The organism is Ruegeria sp. HKCCA5426 (assembly GCF_013034585.1).
Classification (GTDB): domain Bacteria; phylum Pseudomonadota; class Alphaproteobacteria; order Rhodobacterales; family Rhodobacteraceae; genus Ruegeria.
On sequence record NZ_WQGH01000003.1, the window covers coordinates 57,069 to 80,395 of the forward strand.

At 58.4% G+C, this 23,327-nt stretch carries 24 protein-coding genes; 16 read left to right on the plus strand and 8 right to left on the minus strand.

Translation table 11 applies throughout. The features are described 5' to 3' along the window. The first annotated feature begins 79 nt into the window (after nt 1–79). Genes dapE through rnr form a run of 3 tightly spaced genes read left to right on the plus strand, consistent with a single transcriptional unit; the run spans nt 80 to nt 4,103 of the window. Entirely contained in the window at nt 80–1,219 is a 1,140-nt protein-coding gene (gene dapE / locus GOV87_RS05400) for a succinyl-diaminopimelate desuccinylase (RefSeq protein WP_171211103.1), read from the plus strand. 1 nt (nt 1,220) lies between these two features. Then, nucleotides 1,221–1,796: a TIGR04282 family arsenosugar biosynthesis glycosyltransferase gene (locus GOV87_RS05405; RefSeq protein WP_171211104.1), complete on the plus strand. Its 576-nt coding sequence runs from the start codon at nt 1,221–1,223 to the stop codon at nt 1,794–1,796. Nucleotides 1,797–1,844: 48 nt separating this feature from the next. After that, entirely contained in the window at nt 1,845–4,103 is a 2,259-nt protein-coding gene (rnr, locus tag GOV87_RS05410; protein ID WP_171211105.1) for a ribonuclease R, read from the plus strand. Nucleotides 4,104–4,180: 77 nt separating this feature from the next. Here rnr and GOV87_RS05415 read toward each other — a convergent pair whose 3' ends face one another. Together GOV87_RS05415 and GOV87_RS05420 are read right to left on the minus strand one after the other, a co-directional pair. Continuing rightward, nucleotides 4,181–4,582, minus strand: a complete 402-nt coding sequence (locus GOV87_RS05415) for a DUF1801 domain-containing protein (protein ID WP_171126395.1) — start codon at nt 4,580–4,582, stop codon at nt 4,181–4,183. Next, nucleotides 4,579–5,274, minus strand: coding sequence for a glutathione S-transferase family protein (locus GOV87_RS05420; protein ID WP_171211106.1), 696 nt, complete (start codon nt 5,272–5,274; stop codon nt 4,579–4,581). The genes GOV87_RS05415 and GOV87_RS05420 overlap by 4 nt, the downstream gene beginning before the upstream one ends. A gap of 82 nt (nt 5,275–5,356) precedes the next feature. Between GOV87_RS05420 and GOV87_RS05425 the strand changes: the two genes are divergently transcribed. Both GOV87_RS05425 and GOV87_RS05430 read left to right on the plus strand, forming a co-directional pair. After that, entirely contained in the window at nt 5,357–6,070 is a 714-nt protein-coding gene (locus tag GOV87_RS05425) for a YafY family protein (RefSeq protein ID WP_171211107.1), read from the plus strand. Nucleotides 6,071–6,157: 87 nt separating this feature from the next. Next, complete coding sequence (locus GOV87_RS05430) at nt 6,158–7,432, plus strand: lytic murein transglycosylase (protein WP_171211108.1); 1,275 nt, start codon at nt 6,158–6,160, stop codon at nt 7,430–7,432. Between the two features lie 57 nt (nt 7,433–7,489). Here GOV87_RS05430 and GOV87_RS05435 read toward each other — a convergent pair whose 3' ends face one another. Together GOV87_RS05435 and GOV87_RS05440 are read right to left on the minus strand one after the other, a co-directional pair. After that, nucleotides 7,490–8,887, minus strand: a complete 1,398-nt coding sequence (locus tag GOV87_RS05435; protein ID WP_171211109.1) for an aspartate aminotransferase family protein — start codon at nt 8,885–8,887, stop codon at nt 7,490–7,492. A gap of 75 nt (nt 8,888–8,962) precedes the next feature. Beyond that, nucleotides 8,963–9,646, minus strand: coding sequence for a GntR family transcriptional regulator (locus GOV87_RS05440; protein WP_171124528.1), 684 nt, complete (start codon nt 9,644–9,646; stop codon nt 8,963–8,965). A gap of 140 nt (nt 9,647–9,786) precedes the next feature. Between GOV87_RS05440 and GOV87_RS05445 the strand changes: the two genes are divergently transcribed. The 5 genes from GOV87_RS05445 (at nt 9,787) to GOV87_RS05465 (ending at nt 15,071) form a co-directional block, all read left to right on the plus strand. Then, nucleotides 9,787–10,872 carry a polyamine ABC transporter substrate-binding protein gene (locus GOV87_RS05445; protein ID WP_171124526.1) on the plus strand — a complete coding sequence of 362 codons (1,086 nt, stop codon included), beginning with the start codon at nt 9,787–9,789 and terminating at the stop codon, nt 10,870–10,872. Nucleotides 10,873–10,940: 68 nt separating this feature from the next. Beyond that, a complete protein-coding gene (locus GOV87_RS05450) occupies nt 10,941–12,068 on the plus strand; it encodes an ABC transporter ATP-binding protein (RefSeq protein ID WP_171211110.1) in 1,128 nt (375 codons plus the stop codon). Continuing rightward, complete coding sequence (locus tag GOV87_RS05455) at nt 12,068–12,958, plus strand: ABC transporter permease subunit (RefSeq protein WP_171124522.1); 891 nt, start codon at nt 12,068–12,070, stop codon at nt 12,956–12,958. The genes GOV87_RS05450 and GOV87_RS05455 overlap by 1 nt, the downstream gene beginning before the upstream one ends. Beyond that, on the plus strand, nt 12,955–13,773 hold the full coding sequence (locus GOV87_RS05460; protein WP_171124520.1) for an ABC transporter permease: 819 nt from the start codon (nt 12,955–12,957) through the stop codon (nt 13,771–13,773). Before GOV87_RS05455 ends, GOV87_RS05460 begins: the two co-directional genes overlap by 4 nt. After that, a complete protein-coding gene (locus tag GOV87_RS05465; protein WP_171211111.1) occupies nt 13,770–15,071 on the plus strand; it encodes an FAD-binding oxidoreductase in 1,302 nt (433 codons plus the stop codon). The genes GOV87_RS05460 and GOV87_RS05465 overlap by 4 nt, the downstream gene beginning before the upstream one ends. A 2-nt stretch (nt 15,072–15,073) precedes the next feature. Here GOV87_RS05465 and GOV87_RS05470 read toward each other — a convergent pair whose 3' ends face one another. Genes GOV87_RS05470 through GOV87_RS05480 form a run of 3 tightly spaced genes read right to left on the minus strand, consistent with a single transcriptional unit; the run spans nt 15,074 to nt 17,868 of the window. Then, nucleotides 15,074–16,021, minus strand: a complete 948-nt coding sequence (locus GOV87_RS05470; RefSeq protein WP_371813464.1) for a phosphotransferase family protein — start codon at nt 16,019–16,021, stop codon at nt 15,074–15,076. Further along, a complete protein-coding gene (locus GOV87_RS05475; RefSeq protein WP_171211112.1) occupies nt 15,999–16,661 on the minus strand; it encodes a flagellar hook capping FlgD N-terminal domain-containing protein in 663 nt (220 codons plus the stop codon). The genes GOV87_RS05470 and GOV87_RS05475 overlap by 23 nt, the downstream gene beginning before the upstream one ends. A 1-nt stretch (nt 16,662) precedes the next feature. After that, the gene (locus GOV87_RS05480; RefSeq protein ID WP_171211113.1) at nt 16,663–17,868 is read right to left on the minus strand and encodes a flagellar hook-length control protein FliK; all 1,206 of its coding nucleotides are present in this window, start codon (nt 17,866–17,868) and stop codon (nt 16,663–16,665) included. Between the two features lie 111 nt (nt 17,869–17,979). Here GOV87_RS05480 and GOV87_RS05485 point away from each other — a divergent pair, with 111 nt between their 5' ends. The 6 genes from GOV87_RS05485 to GOV87_RS05510 all read left to right on the plus strand — a co-directional run bounded on the left by GOV87_RS05485 (nt 17,980) and on the right by GOV87_RS05510 (nt 21,664). Then, entirely contained in the window at nt 17,980–18,255 is a 276-nt protein-coding gene (locus GOV87_RS05485; protein WP_254447316.1) for a rod-binding protein, read from the plus strand. Then, a complete protein-coding gene (locus tag GOV87_RS05490; RefSeq protein ID WP_171124510.1) occupies nt 18,245–18,604 on the plus strand; it encodes a flagellar export chaperone FlgN in 360 nt (119 codons plus the stop codon). Before GOV87_RS05485 ends, GOV87_RS05490 begins: the two co-directional genes overlap by 11 nt. A gap of 209 nt (nt 18,605–18,813) precedes the next feature. Then, on the plus strand, nt 18,814–20,022 hold the full coding sequence (locus GOV87_RS05495; RefSeq protein ID WP_171211115.1) for a flagellin: 1,209 nt from the start codon (nt 18,814–18,816) through the stop codon (nt 20,020–20,022). A 78-nt stretch (nt 20,023–20,100) separates the two neighbouring features. Beyond that, nucleotides 20,101–20,475, plus strand: coding sequence for a flagellar biosynthesis regulator FlaF (gene flaF / locus GOV87_RS05500; RefSeq protein ID WP_171124508.1), 375 nt, complete (start codon nt 20,101–20,103; stop codon nt 20,473–20,475). Next, the gene (gene flbT, locus GOV87_RS05505; protein WP_171211116.1) at nt 20,475–20,876 is read left to right on the plus strand and encodes a flagellar biosynthesis repressor FlbT; all 402 of its coding nucleotides are present in this window, start codon (nt 20,475–20,477) and stop codon (nt 20,874–20,876) included. Before flaF ends, flbT begins: the two co-directional genes overlap by 1 nt. Next, nucleotides 20,873–21,664 carry a DUF1217 domain-containing protein gene (locus GOV87_RS05510; protein ID WP_171211117.1) on the plus strand — a complete coding sequence of 264 codons (792 nt, stop codon included), beginning with the start codon at nt 20,873–20,875 and terminating at the stop codon, nt 21,662–21,664. The genes flbT and GOV87_RS05510 overlap by 4 nt, the downstream gene beginning before the upstream one ends. A gap of 88 nt (nt 21,665–21,752) precedes the next feature. Here GOV87_RS05510 and GOV87_RS05515 read toward each other — a convergent pair whose 3' ends face one another. Then, nucleotides 21,753–23,324, minus strand: a complete 1,572-nt coding sequence (locus GOV87_RS05515) for a DUF427 domain-containing protein (protein ID WP_171211118.1) — start codon at nt 23,322–23,324, stop codon at nt 21,753–21,755. Between the last annotated feature and the right edge of the window lie 3 nt (nt 23,325–23,327).

Genomic DNA, 23,327 nt, shown 5'->3' on the forward strand with positions numbered 1-23,327 from the left:
GGGTGTAGGGGTTGGCAATTCACCCAATTCGTTGAATCTGTGCGCGATCCTGCGAAGCCACAATCAGAAAGGGCGAGAAATGACAGATCCGGTAGAACTCACGGCAGACCTGATCCGTTGCCCTTCGGTCACACCCGAAGAAGGCGGTGCCCTTGTCTTGCTTGAGCGCACCCTGTCCGACGCCGGGTTCGAGTGCACGCGCGTGGACCGGGGCGGCGTCAGCAATCTGTTTGCCCGTTGGGGCGCGAAAGGACATGCGCGCAGCTTTGGGTTTAACGGTCACACCGACGTTGTTCCGGTTGGGGATGAGGCCGCATGGACTATGCCGCCCTTCGGGGCCGAAATCAAAGATGGTGTCATGTATGGCCGCGGAACGACGGACATGAAGTCCGGTGTTGCGGCCTTTGCCGCGGCTGCCGTTGATTTCGTCCGGGACACACCTCCGGACGGGGCGGTGATCCTGACGATTACGGGCGACGAAGAAGGTGACGCCGTGGACGGGACGACCGCGTTGCTGGACTATATGGACCGCGCGGACGAGAAGATGTCGGTTTGTCTGGTGGGTGAACCGACCTGTCCCAATACGATGGGCGAGATGATGAAGATCGGCCGCCGTGGGTCCATGAATATCTGGTTCACCGTGACTGGCGTGCAGGGGCACGCGGCCTATCCGCACCGGGCCAAGAATCCGATGCCCGCAATGGCGCGGTTGATGGATCGTCTGTCCAGTCACAAACTGGATCAGGGGACGGATCACTTCGACGCCTCGACGCTGGCCGTGGTCACGATTGACACGGGTAATCCGGCAACCAACGTGATCCCCGCGCAATGTACCGGCGCGGTGAATATCCGGTTCAACGACCTGCATTCCGGGGCCAGCCTCAGCGATTGGCTGTGGGCCGAGGCCGCTGCGGTGGCGGAGGCATTCGGGGTTGAGATCGACCTGCGGATCAAGATTTCAGGCGAAAGCTTCCTGACACCCCCCGGCCCTTTGTCTGATCTGGTTGCCAAGTCGGTTGAGGCGGAAACGGGCGTGAAACCTGAGTTGTCGACCACTGGTGGCACCTCGGACGCGCGATTTGTGAAGAACCACTGCCCGGTGGTGGAATTCGGTCTGGTCGGGCGCACGATGCATCAGGTGGACGAATGCGTTGAGGTAGCGCAGATCGAACAGCTCAAGGCGATCTATACGCGCATCCTGCGGGACTATTTCGCCTGACATGCAGCGTAGTTTGGTCATCATGGTGAAAGAGCCGCGCCCGGGGCGGGTAAAAACCAGGCTGGGCCGCGATATCGGCATGGTCGGGGCAGCGTGGTGGTTTCGCCATCAGACCCGTTCGCTGATCCGACGCCTGCGCGACCCGCGTTGGCAGATCGTGCTGGCAGTCGCGCCCGACCGCGAGGGGCTGATCAGCCGTATCTGGCCTGCTGATCTACCACGCGCCGCGCAGGGGCGCGGAGATCTGGGCGATCGGATGGGCCGGATGCTGCGCGGGATGCCGCCGGGGCCGGTCTGCCTGATCGGCGCAGATATTCCGGGCATTACGCGTACTCATATTGCAGGGGCCTTCAAGGCGCTGGGGTCGGCGCAGATGGCATTTGGCCCTGCGCACGACGGTGGCTATTGGCTGGTGGGCGCGCAGCGATACGGCGCGCTGCCCAGCGGCCTGTTCCGCAATGTGCGCTGGTCCACCGAATATGCACTGGCGGACACGCTGTCCTCTGTCCCCGGTCAGCGCGTGGCGCTGCTGAACCCGTTGCGAGACGTTGACACGGTGGCCGATCTGAAACCCTGATCCGTTTTTGGTCATGACGCCGTCGCACGCCCGTGTTACGCCAAATACATGAGTCGTATCCCCACCAAGCAGGAGGTCCTTGACTGGATCTCGGCGAACCCCACCCTGACCTCGAAACGCGATATCGCCAAAGCCTTTGGGATCAAGGGCGCGGCGCGGATCGACTTAAAACGCATCCTGCGCGAGCTTGAGGCCGAGGGCCATTTGGAAAAACGCAAACGCAGCTATGGCGACCCGGATCGTCTGCCGCCTGTCAGCGTTTTACAGGTGAAGGCTCCGAACGCCGATGGCGATCTATTCGCTCGTCCGCTGGAATGGCATGGCGAGGGGGTCGAGCCCATCGTCTTGCTGATCACCCGCGCCAGCGACCCTGCATTGGGCGAGGGCGACCGGATTTTGGCCCGCCTGACCGTGGTGCATGAGGAAGACCACAACTACGAGGCCCGCCTGATCCGTCGCATCGGCACCAATCCACGCAAGATCGTCGGCATTTTCCGCAAAGGGGCCGAAGGCGGGCGGATCGTGCCCATCGACAAAGCCGGCCAAAACGAATGGCTAGTGCCCGAAGGGGCAGTGCTGGGTGCCAAAGATGGCGAACTGGTCGAGGCGGAACAGGCCGGCCCCAAGAACCGCATGGGTCTGCCCCGTGCGCGCATTGTCGAACGGCTGGGCGACCCAACCGCGCCCAAGGCGGTGTCGCTGATCGCAATCCACCAGCACGGCATCCCGGACGACTTCCCCGACAAGGTGATCGCCGAGGCGGACAAGGCCAAGCCCGTTGGCCTGAAGGGCCGCGAAGACCTGCGGGATATGCCGCTGCTGACCATCGACCCCTCGGATGCGCGGGATCATGACGACGCGTGCTATGCGCATGCGGACGATGACCCTAAGAACCCCGGCGGTCATGTAATCTGGGTCGCCATCGCTGATGTCGCCGCCTATGTGCAGCCCGGCACCGCGCTGGACCGCGAGGCACGCAAGCGCGGCAATTCCAGCTATTTCCCAGACCGCGTGGTGCCGATGTTGCCGGACCGGCTGTCGGGCGACCTGTGCTCGCTGCACGAAGGCGTCCCGCGCGCCTGTATCGCGGTGCGGATGCAGATCGACGCCGAAGGCAACAAGATCGGCCACCGGTTTGTGCGGGGGCTGATGCGCTCGGCCGCGTCGCTGCACTATGCCGAGGTGCAAGAGGCCATCGACGGCACCCCCAATGACCGTACAGGGCCTTTGCTGGATACGGTTTTGAAACCGCTCTATGCCGCTTATGCCGCGCTGAAAACCGCGCGGGCGGAACGGCAACCGCTGGAGCTGGATCTGCCCGAGCGCAAGATCGTGCTCAGCGATGCGGGCGAAGTGACCAGCGTGGCCTTCCGCGACCGGCTGGATGCCCATAAGCTGATCGAGGAATTCATGATCCTCGCCAACGTGGCCGCTGCGGAAACCCTGATCGCCAAGCGCCGCCCGCTGCTGTTTCGTGTCCACGAAGAACCCGCGCCGGAAAAACTGGAAAGCCTGCGAGAAACTGCGCAGGCCGCCGGGTTGAACCTTGCCAAAGGGCAGGTGCTGCAAACCCGTCACCTGAATGCGCTACTGAACGCTGCTGCGGGCACTGAGGATGCAGAACTGATTAACCTGACCACCCTGCGGTCGATGGCGCAAGCCTATTACAACCCCGAGAATTTCGGCCATTTCGGGCTGGCGCTGCGGAATTATGCGCATTTCACCTCGCCCATTCGCCGCTATGCGGACCTGATCGTGCATCGGGCGCTGATCTCGGCCCATGGTTGGGGCAACGATGGTTTGACCGAGGATGAAATCGCGCGGCTGGATGAGACCGCAACCCATATCTCGGACACCGAGCGGCGTTCGATGATGGCCGAGCGCGACACCACCGACCGCTATCTGGCCGCCTATCTGAGCGAGCGGGTGGGCAATGAGTTCACCGGCCGCATCAGCGGCATCGCGCGGTTCGGGGCTTTTGTGAAAATGGACGAAACCGGCGCGGATGGGCTGGTGCCCGTGCGCTCGCTTGGGCGTGAGTTTTTCCATTTCGACCGCGAGGCCGGGACGCTGATGGGATCAGACACAGGCCTGATCATCGCCATCGGTCAGCGCGTCACGGTGCGGTTGACGGCGGCGACACCGGTCACGGGCGGGCTTGAGTTGGAACTGCTCTCAATCGACGATCAGGCCCTGCCGCGTGGTCGGGGCCTTGCGAAACGTGGTACTCGCCGTAAGGCAGCCAGCAACAAGCGCAAAAAAGACAAGATCAAGCGCAAGGTCGAACGCAAACGCCGTCAGAGGTGAAAACGCGTTTCAGAAATATGTCGTGTCGTTTTTAGTTGCCTCTTGGCTTTGTCCTGAATGCGAAAAGCGATCCAAATTCATCTGGTTTTCTCTGTTACGTGATAAGTCAGCGCCCTGGCAATCAGCCAGCCATGGCGGTTTGCGTCGATCTGCCCGGGGTGATTGAACAGGACCGCGCGATTGCCGTCCAGCCGGTCTTCGCCGGGAAAGACCGAGTTATAGTCGCCGATCAGCCGTGTCTGGCAATGCACAAATAAAGCGAAATTGGCAGACTTGTGCCCTCCCAGCCTGAGTGTTGACCCTTTGGGCGCAAGATAGGCTGGTTGACCCCAACGCAGAGCCTCTTGCATGGGGTGCGTGTCGGGCAGCGTCTGGGCGGTTTCAAAGATCAGATCCCGCAGCGCCAGCGCACCTTTGCGGGTGCTCTGGGGGAAGGCGTCGAATACGGCTTCGACGGCAGGGTCTTTGAAGGGCATCATACGGGAATCGCCTGTTCTATGCGGTCGATATAGCTGCTGAGCAGCGTATCTTGTTTGATTCGCCGGGTCAGCGGCGTTTCTACCGGTGTTGCGCGCATCGCTGCCAGAATTGGGCCTACGCTCATATCTGCTGCCGTGGGGGTGTCTCCCATCAGGAAGGGAGATTGCCAAAGCAACGCGGAAATCGACTCGAGATCGCGTTCCAGACGTCCACGGCGTTCGGACTCTGAGAATCTCGATACACCAACCCCGTCCAGACGCCTGAGCACCGACCGGCGAATTGCGTTGGTCACAGGCTTGCGGATCAACGCTGGGATTTCGGTAAAGAACGTGTCGCGCAGAATCGGCCATGCCTCATCGTTGCCCCAACGATCCAGTACAATGTGGTGATAGATATGCTCTTCGGCCATACGAATCAGGGCGCGGGACTGCGCCTTTTGCGCGTCAGTCAGCCCCTTGTCGAATTCGGTGCCCTGCGATTCCAGCCAATCCCGGATCAGGTCGCTGTCGGGCAAAAGACGGTCCGGTGTGCGCAGGACGGGCAGCTTTTGGTGGGGCATTTTGCTGGGGTTCAGCAGGTCGAATCGCTGCCAGCGTTGGCCTGAGTATTGCAGCATCAGGGCCGTCTTGACGCAGAATGGGCTGGCGCTGAAAGACCCAAAAGCGGCTGGAAAGGTCAGTAAGGTCAACATTGGTAACTCCCTTGGTTGGACGCCACTTGGTTACGTTGAGCTGATGACAAAAACTGTCATTAGGACTACGGTAACTTGCGCTATGTCCCGCACCGCCCGTCTGTTCCAGTTGATGCAAGCCTTACGCTCTGGCCCAACGCCGAAAACATCGGTGCAATTGGCGCAGGATTTGGGTGTTTCAGCCCGTACCGTTCATCGTGACATAGGCGCGCTGCGTGGTTTGGGCGCTGTGATTGACGGAGAGGCGGGGTTCGGGTTTACCCTGATCGAAGACGCGACCTTACCGCCATTGGGCTTTACCGATGATGAGCTGGAAGCCTTGGTTCTTGGCCTGCGCGAGGTGCAGTCGATCGGTGATCCGGGGTTGGCCGAAGCCGCCGGTGACGCGCTTCGAAAACTGCAGGGCCGTTTGCCGCCGCGCCAATCCCACCGGTTAAGTCACGCAGTACTCGCCGCCGCCCGGTTTGCACGCCCGGCCAAGCCGACAATCGAAGTGGCCGATCTGCGGCGGGCCACATGGGACGAGCGCACCATTGATTTTGCCTATACGGACGGCAAAGGCGAGGAAACGCGCCGAAGGGTGGACCCGCTTAGTATTGTCTATATGGATCGCGCCAGCGTTCTGCTGTCGTGGTGCCATCTGAGACAGGATTTCAGGGTCTTCCGTTTGGATCGTATGCGCGAAATGTTCGTAACAGACGATAGCTTTCGACCAAATCGCGTTCCTATGTTGCGGAAGGCGCTGGCCCAGATACGGGCCGAGCGGGAAGCAAAAGATCGCGAACAGAACACATGACCGCTTTGTCGAAGCGCGGTTTTGCGCTATTCTGTGGATGAGCAGTAATCAGGAAAAATCGGAATGCGTAAATGCATAGGCGGCGTCATGACCGCTGCATTATGGGCATCCATAGTGCAGGCGGAATCGCGGGAAAAGTCAGATGGGTTGCAGATCTTGCAGTTGGCTTCGGCTGATGTAACGGTCTCGATCCGACCGGTCGTTCGACCACCAGCCAAGGAGTATCGGGTGTCTACCGAAGGAAACGCGCGGTTTCAGGCGTGGCTGGGTGCCTTTCGTGAGCGCGCCCTTGAACAGGGCATTTCCGCTGCGACGTTGGACCGGTCTCTGGAGGGTCTGACATATGACAAGGACGTCATCAAACGGGACCGCAATCAGGCGGAATTCTCAAAGCCCATTTGGGAATATCTGGACGCGGCGGTCTCGGATCGGCGCGTTTCGGATGGCCGCGCAGGATTGCAGCGCCACAGCGATACGCTGACCCGGATTGAGGCGCAGTACGGCGTTGAAAAAGAGGTTGTGACCGCGATCTGGGGGCTTGAGACATCCTTTGGATCCTTCAGGGGAAGTGACCACACCATCCGATCTTTGGCCACGCTTGCGTTTGATGCGCGTCGCGCGCGGTTCTTTGAAACCCAGTTGATTGCCGCGTTGCAGATCATTGAGGCCGGGGATGTCAGCCCGCACAACATGGTCGGAAGCTGGGCCGGGGCGATGGGGCATACGCAGTTCATGCCGACCTCGTATCTGGATCATGCCGTGGATTTTGACAGGGATGGCCGACGCGACATCTGGTCGGATGACCCGACGGATGCGCTGGCCTCTGCCGCGTCTTATCTGGCGCGCCATGGTTGGACGAAAGGGCAGCCGTGGGGCGTTGAGGTGCGCCTGCCCGGTGATTTCGATTTTTCTACTGCCAAGCGAGATTACACTCTGTTGCCATCTGAATGGGCGGCGCGGGGTGTGACTGCGATGAATGGCGAAGCCGTGGCGGATCATGGGCAGGCCGCGATCCTGCTACCTGCGGGCGGACAGGGCGTTGCGCTTATGATTTTCGATAATTTCAGCGTGATCGAGGCGTATAACGGGGCAGATGCATATGTGATTGGTATCGGTCATCTTTCAGACCGCCTGTCCGGACGTGCCCCGTTTCAGGCCGGTTGGCCGCGCGGCGACCGCGTGCTGAGTTTTACCGAAAAAAAGGAACTGCAGACGCGGCTGACCCAAGCAGGTTTCGATACACAAGGCATCGACGGGCGGACGGGACCGAATACGATCAACGCCGTTCGCGCCTATCAACTGGCACAAGGGCTTTTGCCCGATGGGTATCCCAGCCTGACACTTCTGGAACGTATGCGTTAAAAAAGGGCGGCTCCAAAGAGCCGCCCGTTTCAGTTCCCAAACAAGGTCAAATGCCGCTTATGATGCGGCTTTCATCAAACCCTGTTCGATGATGTCGGTTTGTGCCTCATCCAGCGATTTGTGGATACGCACGAACATCTCGTCAATCTCTGACGGGGTCAGGATCAGCGGCGGCGAAATGATCATACGGTCGCCAACGTGGCGCATGATCAGATTGTTGGCAAAACAACGATCGCGGCAGATATAGCCTACTGTGCCGGGGGCCGAGGCGAACTTGGCGCGGCTGGCCTTGTCCGGGGTCAGGGCAATCGAGGCCATCATGCCAACGATCTTTGCCTCACCCACCAGCGGATGATCGGTCAACGCCTCCCACTTTTCCTTGAGGTATGGCGCGGCGACGTCGCGGACGTGCTCGACGATCTTTTCCTCTTCAAGGATACGCAGGTTCTCCAGCGCAACGGCAGCCGCAACCGGATGGCCGGAATAGGTGTAGCCGTGATTGAACTCGGTTCCGCCGATGACTTCGGCAATCTCATCGTTGACGATTGAGCCACCGATGGGCGCGTAGCCCGAACTGAGGCCCTTGGCGATGGTCATGATATGCGGGCGGATACCCACGGTTTGTGACCCGAACCAGTTGCCGGTGCGGCCGAACCCGCAGATGACCTCATCCGCGATCAGCAAGATGTCGTACTTGTCGCAGATACGCTGGATTTCGGGCCAGTAGGTGTCAGGTGCCACGATTACACCGCCCGCGCCCTGCACGGGTTCGGCGATGAAGGCCGCGACGCGGTTTTCACCCAGTTCCAGAATCGCCTCTTCCAACTCACGCGCGCGGGCCAGGCCAAAGTTTTCGGGCGACATGTCACCGCCTTCGGCCCACCAGTTCGGCTGGTTGATGTGGTGGATGTTCGGGATCGGAATGCCGCCCTGCGCGTGCATTCCGGCCATGCCCCCAAGCGAGGCCGAACCGACGGACGAACCATGATAGGCGTTGTGGCGGCTGATGATGATGTTCTTGTCGGGTTGGCCTTTTTCGGCCCAATAGGTGCGCACCAGACGGATATTGGTGTCGTTGGCCTCGGACCCGCCAGCGGCGAAGAAGACATGGTTCAGGTCGCCGGGCGCAAGTTCGGCCAGCTTATTGGCCAGCGCAATGGCGGGAACATGTGTGGTTTTGAAGAAGGTGTTGTAATAGGGCAGCTCTCGCATCTGGCGGGCGGCGACCTCGGCCAGTTCGTCGCGGCCATAGCCGATATTCACGCACCACAGGCCCGCCATGGCGTCCAGAATTTCTTCGCCTTCACTGTCAGTCAGATAGACGCCCTTGGCACGGGTGATGACGCGCGCGCCTTCTTTCCCCAGCGCGCCATTGGCTGAAAACGGATGCATGTGATGGGCTGCGTCAAGCGCCTGCAATTCGGCGGTTGGCATGTGATTGGTGATGGTCGACATCAGGGAATCTCCTGCAAGAGCGGTTGGTGATCACAATATGATCAAATTTTTCCCTGTCAATCGAATCGCGCTGATCTAGACGTTCGCAAGTGAGTCCGCCATGAGCTCCATCCCCTGTTCGATGTCCTGAGCGGTTGCTTTTGCAACAAGATCGGCGTTTTGATCACGAAGCGCCCGGATAATATCCTTGTGGCGGTCAGGAAGGCTCTGGGTTCCGAATCGGCCACAGACCACACGCAGGGACGGCCCGAACCGGAGCCACAGGCGTTCCGCCAGATCATTGAGAATCGGCGCGTCGGCATGAGCATAGAGCGTTTCGTGAAACAGATGATTCAAACGCAGGTAGCCGCTGACATCCCCATCGGCGATTGTTTGATCCAACTGTTGATCAATGCGTTCCAAATGATCGACGTCCGCAGGTGTTAGATTGGCCGTTGCCTGCCGTGAAAGCTCTGATTCTATTGATATTCTTGCATATATCATCTGCTTGACGTCACGCGTTGACAACATAGGCACGCTGACCCGTCGATTTCCTTGGAACACCAGTGCTCCGTCGGAAATCAACCGCCGGATAGCCTCACGCACGGGGGTCATTCCGGCGTTTAGCGAATCAGTCAGCCCCTGAATGGTGACGGGCTGCCCGGGAACCAGATCGCCATACATGATCTGCGATCTGAGTGAATGATAAACCTGTTCGTGTGCAGGCCGCTTTGGCCCACTGCCGGACGACCCGACCGCCTTATTTTTGATCAAATCCAATTGGTTTGCCCTGTTTCCAATGATGCTGACTTGCCAGGTGCCTGACCTCGTGAAACCATACGCGGGATCGGGGGAAAACGCAAAACTTGATCAAATCCAAAAAAACGGGAAAATACCCGGACACTTGCAGGGAGAATAAAATGTCAATCAAAACGCTGACCATGACAGCGGCCATCGCACTGGGGACTTCGGCAGCCTTCGCCGAAGAAGTGCGTGTCTACAACTGGTCCGACTATATCGACGAAGAGCTTCTGACGAAGTTCGAGGAAGAAACCGGTCTGACCCTCATCTACGACGTGTTTGACAGCAACGAGGTTCTTGAAACCAAGATGCTGGCTGGAGGTTCGGGGTACGACGTGGTTGTCCCGTCCGGCACGTTCCTTCAGCGTCAGATTCAGGCCGGAGCGTTTCAGGAACTGGACGCGTCACAACTGTCCAACTCGGGCAATCTTTGGGACGTCATTCAGGAACGCACCGCCGGATACGACCCGAACAACGCCTATTCGATCAACTACATGTGGGGCACCACCGGTATCGGTGTGAATGTCGCCAAGGTCAAAGAGGCGCTGGGCGACGATGTTGCCCTGAACAGCATGGATCTGGTGCTGAAGCCAGAAAACATGGAAAAGCTGGCTGCGTGCGGTGTGCATTTCCTGGACGCACCAGCGGAAATGATCCCGATGACCTTGCAGTATCTGGGTGAAGACCCGGACAGCCATGATCCGGACGTCATCAAAAAGGTCGAAGAAGTTCTGACCAGTGTCCGCCCGCATATCCAAAAGTTCCACAGCTCGGAATACATCAATGCGTTGGCGAATGGCGATATCTGCGTGGCCGTGGGTTGGTCTGGTGACATTCTGCAGGCGCGTGACCGTGCGGCCGAGGCCGATAACGGGGTCGAGATCGAATACCACCCGTTTGCCGAAGGCTCGCTGATGTGGTTCGACCAGATGGCGATTCCGGCGGATGCTCCGAACCCTGAGGGCGCACACAAGTTCCTGAACTTTATTCTGGATGCCAACAACATGGCTGCGGCGTCGAACTATGTGTACTACGCCAACGGCAACCAGGCGTCGCAAGAGTTCCTTGAGGAAGACGTGATCGGTGATCCGGCGATCTATCCGGATGATGCGACGATGCAGAACCTCTACATCACCACGCCTTATCCGGCGAAAACGCAGCGGGTCGTGACCCGTCTGTGGACCAAGATCAAATCGGGCACCTGATCCGATTTACCAAGGCAGGGCGGCATGTCCGCCTTGCCCTTTTTCCAGATTGCCGAACGGGGGCCGTAGTGAACTCTGATGTATTTGCGCCGTGGGAGGACCCGCAGGCGAAACCCTTGATCCAGTTCCAGAATGTCACCAAACGATTTGGCGACTTTACGGCGATCGACAACCTGTCTCTGGATATTTTCGAGAAAGAATTCTTCGCTCTGCTGGGGCCGTCAGGCTGCGGCAAGACCACGATGATGCGGATGCTGGCGGGGTTCGAAACGCCCACCGAAGGCCACATCATGCTGGGTGGTCAGGATATCGACCCGATCCCGCCGAACAAACGGGCGGTGAACATGATGTTCCAGTCCTATGCGCTGTTTCCACACCTCAGCATCTGGGAAAACATCGCTTTCGGCCTGCGCCGGGACAACATGCCCAAGCACGATCTTGAAGATCGGGTCGAGGAAATGCTGCGCCTGACCCGGCTAACGCAATTTGCGCGCCGCAAACCGCACCAGATCTCGGGCGGGCAGCGGCAGCGGGTGGCGCTGGCCCGGTCTCTGGCCAAGGCGCCCAAGCTGCTGCTGTTGGACGAACCGCTGGGTGCGTTGGACAAGAAACTGCGGCAGGACACGCAGTTTGAACTGATGGATATTCAGGAAAAGACCGGCACCACCTTTGTCATCGTGACCCACGACCAGGAAGAGGCCATGACCGTGGCCAGCCGCGTGGCCGTTATGGATCAGGGCAAACTGATGCAGGTCGCTACCCCGGATCGGATTTATGAGAACCCGACCTCGGTCTATGTCGCCGACTTTATCGGAGACGTGAATATCATCGAGGGCCGTGCCTCCGCCAATGGCGAGGATACCTATCAGATCGACTGGGCCGAAGGGCAGGCCCCGCTGACAGCGACCTCGGCCAACGGGCTTTCGCAGGGGCAGGCTTGCCACCTGGCGATCCGACCCGAAAAGGTAACGATTTCCGCCGACCGTCCGGCAGATGCGATCAACGCTGTGCAGGGCAAGGTGCATGACATCGCCTATCTGGGCAACCTGTCCACCTATCACGTTGAGCTGCCCAACGGCACGATCATCAAGGCGCAGACGGCCAATACCCGCCGCATCTCACGCCGTTCATTCACTTGGGAAGACCCGGTCTGGCTGTCCTGGACAGCAACGGCTGCGGTTCTGCTGGCCGACTGATGCGCCGCGCGTTCCTGATCGCCATTCCCTATGTCTGGCTGCTGGCGCTGTTTCTGGTGCCGTTCTTCATCGTCCTGAAAATCTCGCTGTCGGATATCGCGTTGGCGATTCCGCCTTATACACCGACTCTGGACTTTTCGCAGGGCTGGGCGGGGATAAAGGATTTCTTCAGCCAGTTGGACTTTGAGAACTTCATCTGGCTGACCGAGGACGACCTGTATTGGAAGGCGTACCTGTCCAGCGTCAAGATCGCTGTGATTTCCACGTTTTTCACGCTGCTGGTGGGCTATCCCATCGCCTATGGCATGGCCCGCGCGCCGGTCGAATGGCGACCGACGCTGATGATGCTGGTGATCCTGCCCTTCTGGACCTCATTCCTGATCCGCGTTTACGCGTGGATGGGCATCCTGTCGAATGAAGGTTACTTGAACCAGCTTCTGCTTTGGACGGGCATCATTTCGACCCCGCTGACCATTTTGAACACGCAGACTGCGGTCTATATCGGGATCGTCTACACCTATCTGCCGTTTATGATCCTGCCGATCTATTCGGCGCTGGAGCGGATGGATGAATCTCTGATCGAGGCCGCCGAAGATTTGGGCTGTTCGCGCGTGCAGGCATTCTGGCTGGTGACGATCCCACTGTCGCGCCCCGGTATCATCGCGGGCTGTTTCCTGGTCATGATCCCGGTGATCGGCGAGTTCGTGATCCCCTCGCTTCTGGGCGGTTCGGGTACGCTGATGATCGGTAAGGTGCTGTGGGAGGAGTTCTTCTCGAACCGCGACTGGCCCGTTGCCAGCGCCGTGGCCGTTGTGCTGTTGCTGATCCTCGTGATCCCGATCGTGCTGTTCCAGCGCAACCAGCAGAAACAGACGGAGGCCGAGCAATGAACAGGCTAAGCTGGTTCAACGCGGTCTCGCTGACACTGGGATTTGCGTTCCTCTACATCCCGATGATCATCCTGATCATCTTTTCCTTCAACGAAAGCAAACTGGTCACCGTCTGGGCCGGATTCTCGACCAAATGGTATGGTGAGCTGGTCCAGAACGAGGCATTTCTGGATGCCGCCTGGGTCACGATCCGGGTGGCCGTCTTTTCGTCAACGCTGGCGACTGTTTTGGGTACCGCCGCGGCCTATGTGCTGGTGCGTGGCGGGCGGTTCTTTGGGCGCACGCTGTTTTCCGGCATGATTTACGCCCCGCTGGTCATGCCCGAGGTGATCACGGGCCTATCGCTGTTGCTGTTGTTCATCGGCATCGGACTTGATCGCGGTATCCTAACCATCGTGCTGGCGCATACGACCTTTTCGATGTGTTTCGTCTCGGTCGTTGTCTCGTCGCGTTTGGTGACGTTCGATCAGTCGCTTGAAGAGGCCGCTCTGGACCTTGGTTGTTCGCCCGCGCAAGCGTTTCGCCTGGTGACGTTGCCGATCATTGCGCCTGCCGTGATCTCGGGCTGGTTGCTGGCCTTTACCCTGTCGCTGGACGATCTGGTGATTGCGTCCTTCACCTCGGGGCCGTCGGCGACAACCTTGCCGATCAAGATATTCTCGGCCGTGCGTCTGGGGGTCAGCCCCGAGATCAACGCGCTGTCGACGTTGATGATTGCTGTTGTGACCGTGGGCGTCATCACCGCGTCTTTGGTCACAAAACGCGCCATGATGCGGCAGAAACAGGATGAGATGGCGGCGGCCCGTACCGAATGAAACGGCTGTTCCCGGATTACACCTATGGCTCCGGCCCGCGTGAGGGCTGTTGGTGGGACGAGACAATCGCCGCTCCGGATTGGCCGGACCTGCAGGGCGATCTGAGTGTTGATGTAGCCATCGTCGGGGCAGGGTTCACGGGTCTGTCTGCGGCCCTGCATCTGGCTAACGCCGGGGTTTCTGTTGCCGTGCTCGAGGCTGAAACACCCGGTTGGGGCGCGTCGGGCCGGAATGGTGGGTTTTGCTGTCTCGGTGGCTCGAAACTCAGCCACAAAGCGATGGCGCGGATTTACGGTGCCCCGGCTGCTGAACGCTATGACGCGGCAGAAGCAGAGGCGGTTCACCTTGTTGCCGAGTTGTTGGACGCCCACGGGATCAACGCGGAAACCCATTCAAAAGGGGAAACCCAACTGGCCCACACCGCGCGTGCAATGGAAAAACTTCGCCGAAACGCAGACGCATCCGGAGTGCTGCACGAGGCTCAGGACCTTCCCGGGCTTGGCATCGGGGGGGCGTTTCATGGCGGATACACCAATCCGGTCGGTTTCGGCCTGAACCCCAGAAAATACCTGTTCGGACTTGCGAAAGCGGCAGCTAAGTCCGGTGCGAAGCTGTTTCAGAAAACTGGTGTGCACGCCCTACAGAAATCCGCGCGCGGTTTTGACCTTCGTACAGCGGCAGGCCGGGTGCGCGCTGAAAATGTTCTGATCTGCACCAACGGATATTCAAGCGAAGATATCCCAAACTGGATGGCAGGCCGCTACATGCCCACCCAGTCAACGGTTCTTGTGACGCGCCCAATGTCCGAGGGTGAGTTGCAAGCTCAGGGCTGGACCACGGATCAGATGTCATACGATACGCGCAACCTGTTGCATTACTTCCGTCTTATGCCGGACCGGAGGTTCCTGTTCGGTATGCGCGGTGGTTTGCGGTCATCGGCCAGGGCCGAAGCTGCAATTCGTCAAAAGGTTCAATCGGACTTTCGGAAGATGTTCCCCGAATGGGCGCATGTCGACGTCACGCATATGTGGTCCGGCATGGTGTGTTTGTCCCGCGATCTGACTCCGTTTGCCGGGGCGGTGCCGGGGCAATCAGGGTTATTTGCCGGGTTTGCGTATCACGGAAATGGTGTCGCGATGGGCACCTATTGCGGGCGTGCCCTGTCCCGATTGGTCTTGGGGCAGGATGCGGGGCTGCCAGAGGTGATTGGCCAAATTCCCGGCCGTTTCCCGCTTGGGTTCTGGCGGCGTGCTTTGCTTCCACCGGCATATGCAATGATGTCGCTTGCCGATCTTTGATATTACCCAAGGGCTGCGATTTCCAAATCCAATGCGGCTGAGTAATCGGTCGCACCATTTTCTATGCGCCACAGACAATATGCCGCCATCCGCCACGCAAACCACTTTTGTAGTTCGCGGTATCTGTGCGTTATCTCAGGTTGGTCATAGGCAGACAGGAACTGCGCCTCTTCGGCTGCGCGCAACGGGGCACCGCGATAAAGCTGTTGCATCGCGGGCGACAGGAACAGTGCGATATCCTCGCAGGGATCGCCACGGGCCGGGCACTGCCAATCAATGAGCGTCAGCCCCGTTGCATCCACCAGTATGTTTCCGGCAACCGGGTCACCGTGAACCAAACAGGTGTGGTTTGTTGCAGGCACCGGGCTGACAGGGCGCAATCGCGCAAGTTGTGCCTTTTGATCCGAACGGCACATGTCCAGAATTTGTTGCGTCTGATGCGCAAGATCGGCGCTGCCGTTGCGCCCTGAGGGCACGTCTATCGAGATGTTCAGCATGTGCAGTTTGCGCAGCAAAGCGGCAACGCAGGTTGTTTCTGACTGCCATGGTGACCCGGGCGCGTGATCATAAAACACCCAAAGGCCGTTGTCGTGTTTGCCCGTTGCCCGCAGGCGTGGCGCAAAGCCCATCGGTTCCAGCGCATTCAGGCATCGGGCTTCCAGTTCGGCGTCGTTGCGAAACAGCGGATTGCGCAGCTTGGACCGATAGAGTTTCAGCACTTTGTCCCCGTCACCGCCCAGAACCTTCCAGACCTGATTGGTGCGGCCCCCATACAATGTCTGAAACCGGGCACTGGCGTCGACAATACCCGTGCTGCGGAGGTGGTCAACAAGATCACGTGGTGGGGCGGTTTGGTCGGGCAGAAGGTTCACCAGTTCTGTAAGCGAGTCGAATCTGGCAAAGCTTTGGCCTGCCTTGGCCGTCAGATCAAGTTCCAGATCGTACGGCACTTACCATGCTGACGGGTATAACTTGCCCGCTTTCCAGCGTTAGCAACAGCGCGTCATCCACGGCCTGTGCTTCTACGACGCGGTTATACGCTGATGCTGTCTGGTCGGACAGCAGATCCTCTCCATCATAGCTTTCCAACGTGGCGGAATAGGTCCCTGCAGGAACTGAATTGTCAGCGCTGTCTGTCCCGGTCCACACGAACTCGGAATAGCTGGGGGATGCCGGGACGCGGTCGACGACCGTTCCATTGGCGTCCCGAACCACGATAGATGCTGAGCTTGCGGCGACGTCGGGTTGCGCGAACAGTTTGACCGGCGCACCGTCAAATTGAAAGGCCGAGGCCGATCGCACATCCATTCCAACCCAGCCCGCAAGTTGTTCCAACCCGACATTGCCCATCGACACGGACAGGCCGGACAGCAACGCGTTGGTTTGTGCCTGCTGCTCGACCATTGAAAATTGTGCCAGTTGCGACGCGTATTCCGATGAATCCAAAGGCTCCAGTGGGTCCTGGTTTTTCGCCTGAGCGGTCAGCATCAAAAGGAATGTCTCAAAATCTGATTCTAACCCCGTTGTCTGAGGCTGAGAGGCCGGTGTCTGAGCGCCGGGTTGCATGGTGGAGGTGGTCGGATTGATCATGTCAAAGCCTTATGTCGATGCGCCCAGACGCACCAACGCGCGATGGGACCTGTGTATTTGAAGGGGAGGGGGCCTCCCGCTCTGGTTCAAATGGCGATTGGGCCATGTCGTCCTGACCATTCTGTTGGGCATCAGATGAATATCCCAAGTCGAAAGACAGATCGCCGAAACCAAGGGCCCTGAACTCTGCCTCAAGAACGGAAATATGGCGGCGCATGATGTCCAGCGTTTCCGGGCGCTCGGCCGCGATTGTCAGGTGGACGCCATCGTCGCGGCCATTCAGTACGATAGAAACGCGCCCCAGCTCTTCGGGGTTCAATGCTATTTCTATCGCCCCGGCCTGAGGTCGCGTATGTATGACGGCGGCCATCTGCCCGGCAATGGCGCGCGCCACTTCAGCGCGAACGTTTGCCCCAAGTGCATGCACGGCTGAGGTGGGTTCCCGAGTAGTCTGCAAAGGGGAATTGTCCCTTAGCTGTTGAGGTGCCTCCATGTCCGGAACCTCAGCCTCAGCTTGGGTGTCCTGCTTTGCCATCAATTGCATTTGGACGAATTGCTGCGCCTTGTCCGGCGCGGAAGGGGCCTTTACCTGCGGTGTGCCGTCCGCTGCCTCAGGGCTGGGAACAGCATCCGTTTTCGGCAACTCAGCGGGTGCGGGCCTGGCTTGGTCCGGGGCGGGCTGCATACCAAACCTTGCGCTGTGCAAGAGTCTACCCTCAGCAGACGCTGGAGCGTTACGCGCTAGGCTTTCCGTTCGGACAGGCTGAACCTCTGTCACAGGATCATCTGCAGAAACGTCAGGGTGGCCTTTGAAAAAGCCGCCTGACGCGATTTCTACCCCGTTTTGTTGGTCCGAAACAGAATCGTTTGAATGGTCGCTGGACGCCCAAACGGCAAGGCTTTTGCCCTGAACCTCGCCCTTTGGTTCGGACAATGAAACCTGTCGCGACGCGACACCTGGAATGGCCACGATGTTTGGTGTTGCGTCCATCGGCTCGCCGTCTTCGACCGTTTCCGACGGGTCCCCCCCGGTTTCCGGAACCGGATCTTCAGTAGGATGGGCGTCTTCAGCCTGTTGTATGATCTGTTCTTCCAGAACGGCTTCAAACGATCTTTCCGCCTTTTGCTCAGGCATATCAGTGGACGATCCGCCAGCTTTGGCATTGGCGTTGGACGGGGCGATCGCTGTCAAAAGAGGGTTGGGCATTTTGCTCCGACTCCGGTTGTGTGAACCGAAATCTGACCGCAGGAAGTTACGTTTATTTTAACCGCTTTCATCTTTGTTCGACAAAGTTCGATGCAAATTTCGGAGAAAGTGATGAAAGTATCTGTCCCCGTTTCCCAACCAATGCCCCCGTCCTCGGTCGAAAGACTAAAAACCGCAGCGGTTGAGCTTGAGGCAACTTTTCTGGCCGAGATGCTGAAATCCGCAGGGTTGGGCAAAGGTCGCCAGTCTTTTGGCGGTGGGGCCGGTGAGGACCAGTTTTCGACTTTATTGGTTCAGCAGCAGGCGCATCAGTTGGCCAAGGCCGGTGGGGTCGGCCTGCAAGACGTTCTGTTCCAGTCCCTGATGGAGAAGGCCGATGCCGAGTAAATCCGAGTCTGACGTGATCACGTCACTTGAAGAGGTTCTGGACCTTGAGCGGAACGCGCTTGTGCAGGGCGATCTGGATCGGTTGGGTCAAATGATGCCCGAAAAGGAAAAGTTGATTGGCGCGCTCAACCAGTTTCCGGTTCGGGAAAGTGATGAACTTGTTCGGCTTCAGAGGAAGGTCGAAAGGAATCAGGCGCTTCTTAACAGTGCGGCCGACGGGATTCGGGCCGTTGCCGATCGTATGGCCGAACTTCGCCGTGTTCGAAACGAGCTCAGCACCTACAGCGCCGACGGACAACGCAAAGGCTTTGCGGTTCGCAGCAACGCCACGTTGGAGAAACGCGCCTAGCGTCGGGTTTGATTCAAATCCGAATTTTCCGGATTGCGGGTCTTAGCACTCCGTTAGGGGATCGGCGGCAATGGTGGCGACGCACCTGAAATGGCAGGTGGCGCGAACAGCCGGACGGCCGATCGCAGTGATCAGAAAGACGTTAAAGCCCGCAGGTGGTGCGGGGTTGGCACGGGCACAAAGGGCCCATACGAAAAAAGGAAGACGTTATGTCCATTCTGACCAACAACGGCGCTATGGTTGCGCTGCAAACCCTGAAATCGGTCAACAAGAACCTGGCCACGACCCAGAACGCGATCTCGACCGGTAAAGATGTGGCGACGGCCAAGGACAATTCGGCAGTCTGGGCCATCTCGAAAGTCATGGAATCCGATGTGAAGGGTTTTAACGCGATCAAGGACAGTCTGGCGCTGGGTGAATCGACCGTTGCGGTGGCGCGGAATGCCTCGGAAACTGTGACCGACCTTCTGAACCAGATGAAGGGCAAGATCGTCGCGGCGCAGGAAGACAACGTGGATCGCGGCAAAATCAATGCGGACGTGACCGCCCTGCGCGATCAGATCACTGCCGTTGTTGGGGCAGCCCAGTTCAACGGGCTCAACCTTGTCAACGGATCGGCGGCCTCGGCCTCGATCTTGTCCTCGCTGGACCGCGATTCGACTGGTGCCGTGACCGACTCGTCGATCACCGTAGCTGGACAGGATCTGTCGGTTGGTGGTTACACAGCCAATGACATCTTCTCGGGCAGTTCGGCGGGGGCGTCTGCAAACGGTGATACCGTAGCTATCGCGCTGGATAATGGTGGCGGCAACGAGCAGATTGAAATTGCAGAAAACGCCACGGCCTTTGCTGCCGGGGACAGTGTCAGCCTGACCGTTGGCGATCAGACTGTGTCTTACACCGTGACTGCAGACGATGCGGCGGCAACAACCACGGCTGATATCGTTGCCGTTGCCCTGAAAGGCAAGATTGATGATCTGGGCATCACCGGTTTGACCGTGGACTATGACAGCGGCACGCCGGGCACCCTTGATTTCACTAACGCTGGTGGCAATGACCTGACTGTCAGTGGCCAGTTTGCCAATGCCGGTTCCGGCGGTCTGGGTGCGCTGGCTGGCATCGATGTATCCACCGCAGCGGGCGCAACCGCTGCTCTGGGCACCATCGAAGGTCTGATCGACACCGCCATTGACGCCTCGGCGGCCTTTGGCTCGTCGCAGGGCCGGATTGAAACCCAGAAAGAGTTCATCTCGAATCTGGCAGATTCATTTAAGTCCGGTATCGGCTCGCTGGTGGACGCCGACATGGAAGAGACCTCGGCCCGTCTACAGGCCTTGCAGGTTCAACAGCAGTTGGCCACACAGTCTCTGTCGATCGCGAACCAGGCTCCGCAGTCAGTCCTGTCGTTGTTCCGTTAATCTTAAAACCCTGGTCGGGGCGTAAGAAAGGCGCCCCGACTCTGATTGCCAAAAGACGGACTATTGGAAGGATTTCAAGTGACACCGCAAACCATGGCACACCGCGCCTATGCCCAAACCGCGGCTCCGACACGTACGCCACGGGATACCGAATACGAGGCCATTTCGAAAATCACACATCGCCTCAAAGCCGCTGCCGCCCGACAGAAATCCGACTTTGGCGGATTTGTTCAGGCATTGCATGAAAATCGTCGTTTGTGGTCAGTTCTGGCTAGCGGCGTTGCGGATTCAGAAAATGCTCTTCCGAACGAACTGCGCGCGCGGATTTTCTATCTGGCCGAGTTCACCGAGCAGCACAGCAGTCAGGTGTTGGGAAAGAAGGCAAGTGTCGATCCGTTGCTTGAAATCAACATGGCCGTCCTGCGCGGTTTGCGACAGATGAGGGCAACTTAATGGGCGGGCTGGTTTTGAAACTCGCCCCAAAAGAGCGGGTGTTGATCAACGGAGTCGTCTTGGAAAACGGGGATCGGCGCAGTCGGTTTTCAATTATGACGCCGCAAGCGAATGTCTTGCGCCTGCGCGATGCTATTCACCCGGACGAGGTCAATACGCCTGTGCGCCGCGTGTGCTATGCCGCGCAGCTAGTTTTGTCAGGAGACATGGAGCCTGAGGACGCAAGACAGCAATTATTGCGCCGCGTTGAAGAGTTGAGCCAGGTGTTCACGGATGCAAACAGCCGCAAGGTCCTTTCGGAAGCCACCGATGCGCTGCTGGCAGAGCAGTATTACAAGTGCCTTAAGTCTCTTCGCGCGCTGCTGCCGAGGGAAGAGCGGTTGATGGCTTACCGGCAATGACGTTTCAACCTGTTGTACCGGTCGGGGGCATCGTGGGGTGGCGCTTTCTTCAGCGTAGTTATGACGCACAGCTAGAGAGTTTTTCCGCGTCGGAGGCGAATGAACGAGAAACCCGGTATTTTCTGGAAAACATCGGGAAGGTTCTGACAGCCGAAGATCTGGTCTCGGATCGCCGGTTGCTGCAGGTGGCGCTGGGCGCTTTCGGTTTGGAAGGTGATCTGAATAACCGTTTTTTCATTCAAAAAGTGCTGTCTGACGGCACATCCGCCGAGGACGCGCTGTCCAATCGGTTGTCGGACAAACGATATCGCGAATTTTCCGAGGCTTTCGGTCTGGGTCCGGGTGAAATTCGCCGAACCGGTCTTCAGAGTTTTATGGAAGATATCGCGCAGGACAACTTGGTCTCACGGTTTGAGGTCGCCGTGGGTGAGCGTGATGAGACAATGCGCATATCACTGTATGCGCAACATGCTCTGGCGGAATTGGCAGTTCAGGAAAGTGGGGCTGACACCAAATGGTTCGACTTGATGGGCCTGCCGCCATTGCGCAACATGATGGAAACAGCGCTTGGCCTTCCTTCAAGCTTTGCTCAGTTGGATATCGACAAACAGCTTGTTGAGTTCAAGAACAGGTTAAAAGGTCTCACTGGTTCAGATGATCTGGCGCAGTTTTCGGATAAGGCGGCGATCAATCGGCTGACGGACCAATTTCTGGCGCGAAGCCAGGTCGCACAGCTCCAAAGCACGATATCACCCTCACAAACTGCGTTAATTCTTCTTGGGGGCTGAATTCATCAACGCGCTCGTCTTAAGGGCCGGGCCGTTCAGTTGTTTCCGCTTTGGCCAGACACCAACATGCTGCAGGACTGCGACTGGCTCAGGAATTCAGCACAGCATCCGCCGAAGTTCTGAGCGCGAAGGACGACACAGGCCGTGAAACATTGTGAAGCTTAACGTCCCCCAATGGCACGGCGTCGGCGCAGGCGGGTGCTATGTCAGCCGACACGACGATCCGGTGATCCACCGTCTTGCCGTATTCACCTAACCGCGCCGCGATGTTTGCGGCCTGCCCAATAACCGTAAAGTCCAGCCGTTCGCGTGAGCCGACATTGCCGTATGTCACACGCCCATAGGCAACGCCAATAGAACAGTCACAATGCAGGTCAGAGCCCGCCTGACGCAGATCGCCCAGCTTCTCGACGATTTCAACGGCCGTACGCTGCGCGTTGCTGCGGGCGGTCATCGCATCGTCACCTTCCGGAAAAACGGCCAAAACCGCGTCGCCGATGAATTTCAGAACCTCGCCGCCATTATCGTGCACAATATCCGACACAGTGTCGAAAAAGTCATTCAGCAGGACAATATAGTCCGTTCGCCCAAGCCGCTCTTCCAGGATGGTCGAGTTGCGAAGATCACAAAACATGATGGCCGCGTCGATTTCGTCACCATCGCCACGCCGGATTTCGCCCCCCAGAACGCGTGCGCCCGATCGCTTGCCAACATAGGTCTCTAGCAGAACCTGCGCGTTTTCACGCTGCATGAAGACTTCGTAGAACCGTGCAATGACCGATGAGCATTCAAACACCAACCCCAGATTTTCCGTGGTGAAGCCATCGGAATGATCGCAGGTCAACGTCAGTACATTGGTGCGGCCGTCCGAAAAGGGAAGCGGCATTGCGACATAGTCGGTTGCCCCCTTGGCGCGCAAATCCTCCATGATTGGAAAGCTATTGTGAGGGTTGTCGTCATTCAGCCTTTGGCGCACACCACCCAGCCCGTTCGAAACATGCCGAAGCGGGCTGTTGATATAGGCCGGGTGATCGTGAATTTCGTATGTGGGCACGTTGGTTGAGATTTCGGCTTCACCCTTTTCCCAGATATAGTGTTTACCTGCGATCAGGGGGTGTAGCGACCAGACCAGAATGCTGAGGCGCTGAATCGCTATCCCGTGTTCCAGCATCTTCTCGGCCAGCGCCTTGGTGAAGTCTCCAGAGGTCGTAAGCTCGGACGCGCCGCGCATCAGCCAGTCAATCAAAGGACCGCTGATACTGCCATCATCGGGTTCCCGAAGCCGATTTTCGCCTAGGTCGATCCGGTCATAGGCTGACGACAGGAAACCGATATGACCCTGAATCGCTTCGCTTTCCGGCAAAGCTTCTTCATAGGCCCAGACACTGTTTTGCAGGCGTTGACCGTTCAAAACGACGTCGTGATAGGTCGCGGTTCCTTTGAATGGGCAAAAGGTCTGCAACTCGGTCTCTTCGCCAAGATCCGCACATACGTCCTCGCGGGGGATGTAGATTGTTGGGGACAGCCGGGTTTCATACATGACCTTGGCATTATCGCTTTTGGCCAAAAGCACATCGCCGCGGTAGATCGCGACCGATCCGTTCAACGATTCGACCGAAATTCGATACCCTGTGGATTGCGGTGTGGCGTGGACGTTCATGAT

Excerpts from the sequence above, each read along its gene's own strand:
- dapE (WP_171211103.1), top strand. The coding sequence starts at position 80 with ATGACAGATCCGGTAGAACTCACGGCAGACCTGATCCGTTGCCCTTCG.
- GOV87_RS05405 (WP_171211104.1), top strand. The coding sequence starts at position 1,221 with ATGCAGCGTAGTTTGGTCATCATGGTGAAAGAGCCGCGCCCGGGGCGG.
- rnr (WP_171211105.1), top strand. The coding sequence starts at position 1,845 with ATGAGTCGTATCCCCACCAAGCAGGAGGTCCTTGACTGGATCTCGGCG.
- GOV87_RS05415 (WP_171126395.1), bottom strand. The coding sequence starts at position 4,582 with ATGATGCCCTTCAAAGACCCTGCCGTCGAAGCCGTATTCGACGCCTTC.
- GOV87_RS05420 (WP_171211106.1), bottom strand. The coding sequence starts at position 5,274 with ATGTTGACCTTACTGACCTTTCCAGCCGCTTTTGGGTCTTTCAGCGCC.
- GOV87_RS05425 (WP_171211107.1), top strand. The coding sequence starts at position 5,357 with ATGTCCCGCACCGCCCGTCTGTTCCAGTTGATGCAAGCCTTACGCTCT.
- GOV87_RS05430 (WP_171211108.1), top strand. The coding sequence starts at position 6,158 with ATGACCGCTGCATTATGGGCATCCATAGTGCAGGCGGAATCGCGGGAA.
- GOV87_RS05435 (WP_171211109.1), bottom strand. The coding sequence starts at position 8,887 with ATGTCGACCATCACCAATCACATGCCAACCGCCGAATTGCAGGCGCTT.
- GOV87_RS05445 (WP_171124526.1), top strand. The coding sequence starts at position 9,787 with ATGTCAATCAAAACGCTGACCATGACAGCGGCCATCGCACTGGGGACT.
- GOV87_RS05455 (WP_171124522.1), top strand. The coding sequence starts at position 12,068 with ATGCGCCGCGCGTTCCTGATCGCCATTCCCTATGTCTGGCTGCTGGCG.
- GOV87_RS05460 (WP_171124520.1), top strand. The coding sequence starts at position 12,955 with ATGAACAGGCTAAGCTGGTTCAACGCGGTCTCGCTGACACTGGGATTT.
- GOV87_RS05465 (WP_171211111.1), top strand. The coding sequence starts at position 13,770 with ATGAAACGGCTGTTCCCGGATTACACCTATGGCTCCGGCCCGCGTGAG.
- GOV87_RS05475 (WP_171211112.1), bottom strand. The coding sequence starts at position 16,661 with ATGATCAATCCGACCACCTCCACCATGCAACCCGGCGCTCAGACACCG.
- GOV87_RS05480 (WP_171211113.1), bottom strand. The coding sequence starts at position 17,868 with ATGCCCAACCCTCTTTTGACAGCGATCGCCCCGTCCAACGCCAATGCC.
- GOV87_RS05485 (WP_254447316.1), top strand. The coding sequence starts at position 17,980 with ATGAAAGTATCTGTCCCCGTTTCCCAACCAATGCCCCCGTCCTCGGTC.
- GOV87_RS05490 (WP_171124510.1), top strand. The coding sequence starts at position 18,245 with ATGCCGAGTAAATCCGAGTCTGACGTGATCACGTCACTTGAAGAGGTT.
- GOV87_RS05495 (WP_171211115.1), top strand. The coding sequence starts at position 18,814 with ATGTCCATTCTGACCAACAACGGCGCTATGGTTGCGCTGCAAACCCTG.
- flbT (WP_171211116.1), top strand. The coding sequence starts at position 20,475 with ATGGGCGGGCTGGTTTTGAAACTCGCCCCAAAAGAGCGGGTGTTGATC.
- GOV87_RS05510 (WP_171211117.1), top strand. The coding sequence starts at position 20,873 with ATGACGTTTCAACCTGTTGTACCGGTCGGGGGCATCGTGGGGTGGCGC.
- GOV87_RS05515 (WP_171211118.1), bottom strand. The coding sequence starts at position 23,324 with ATGAACGTCCACGCCACACCGCAATCCACAGGGTATCGAATTTCGGTC.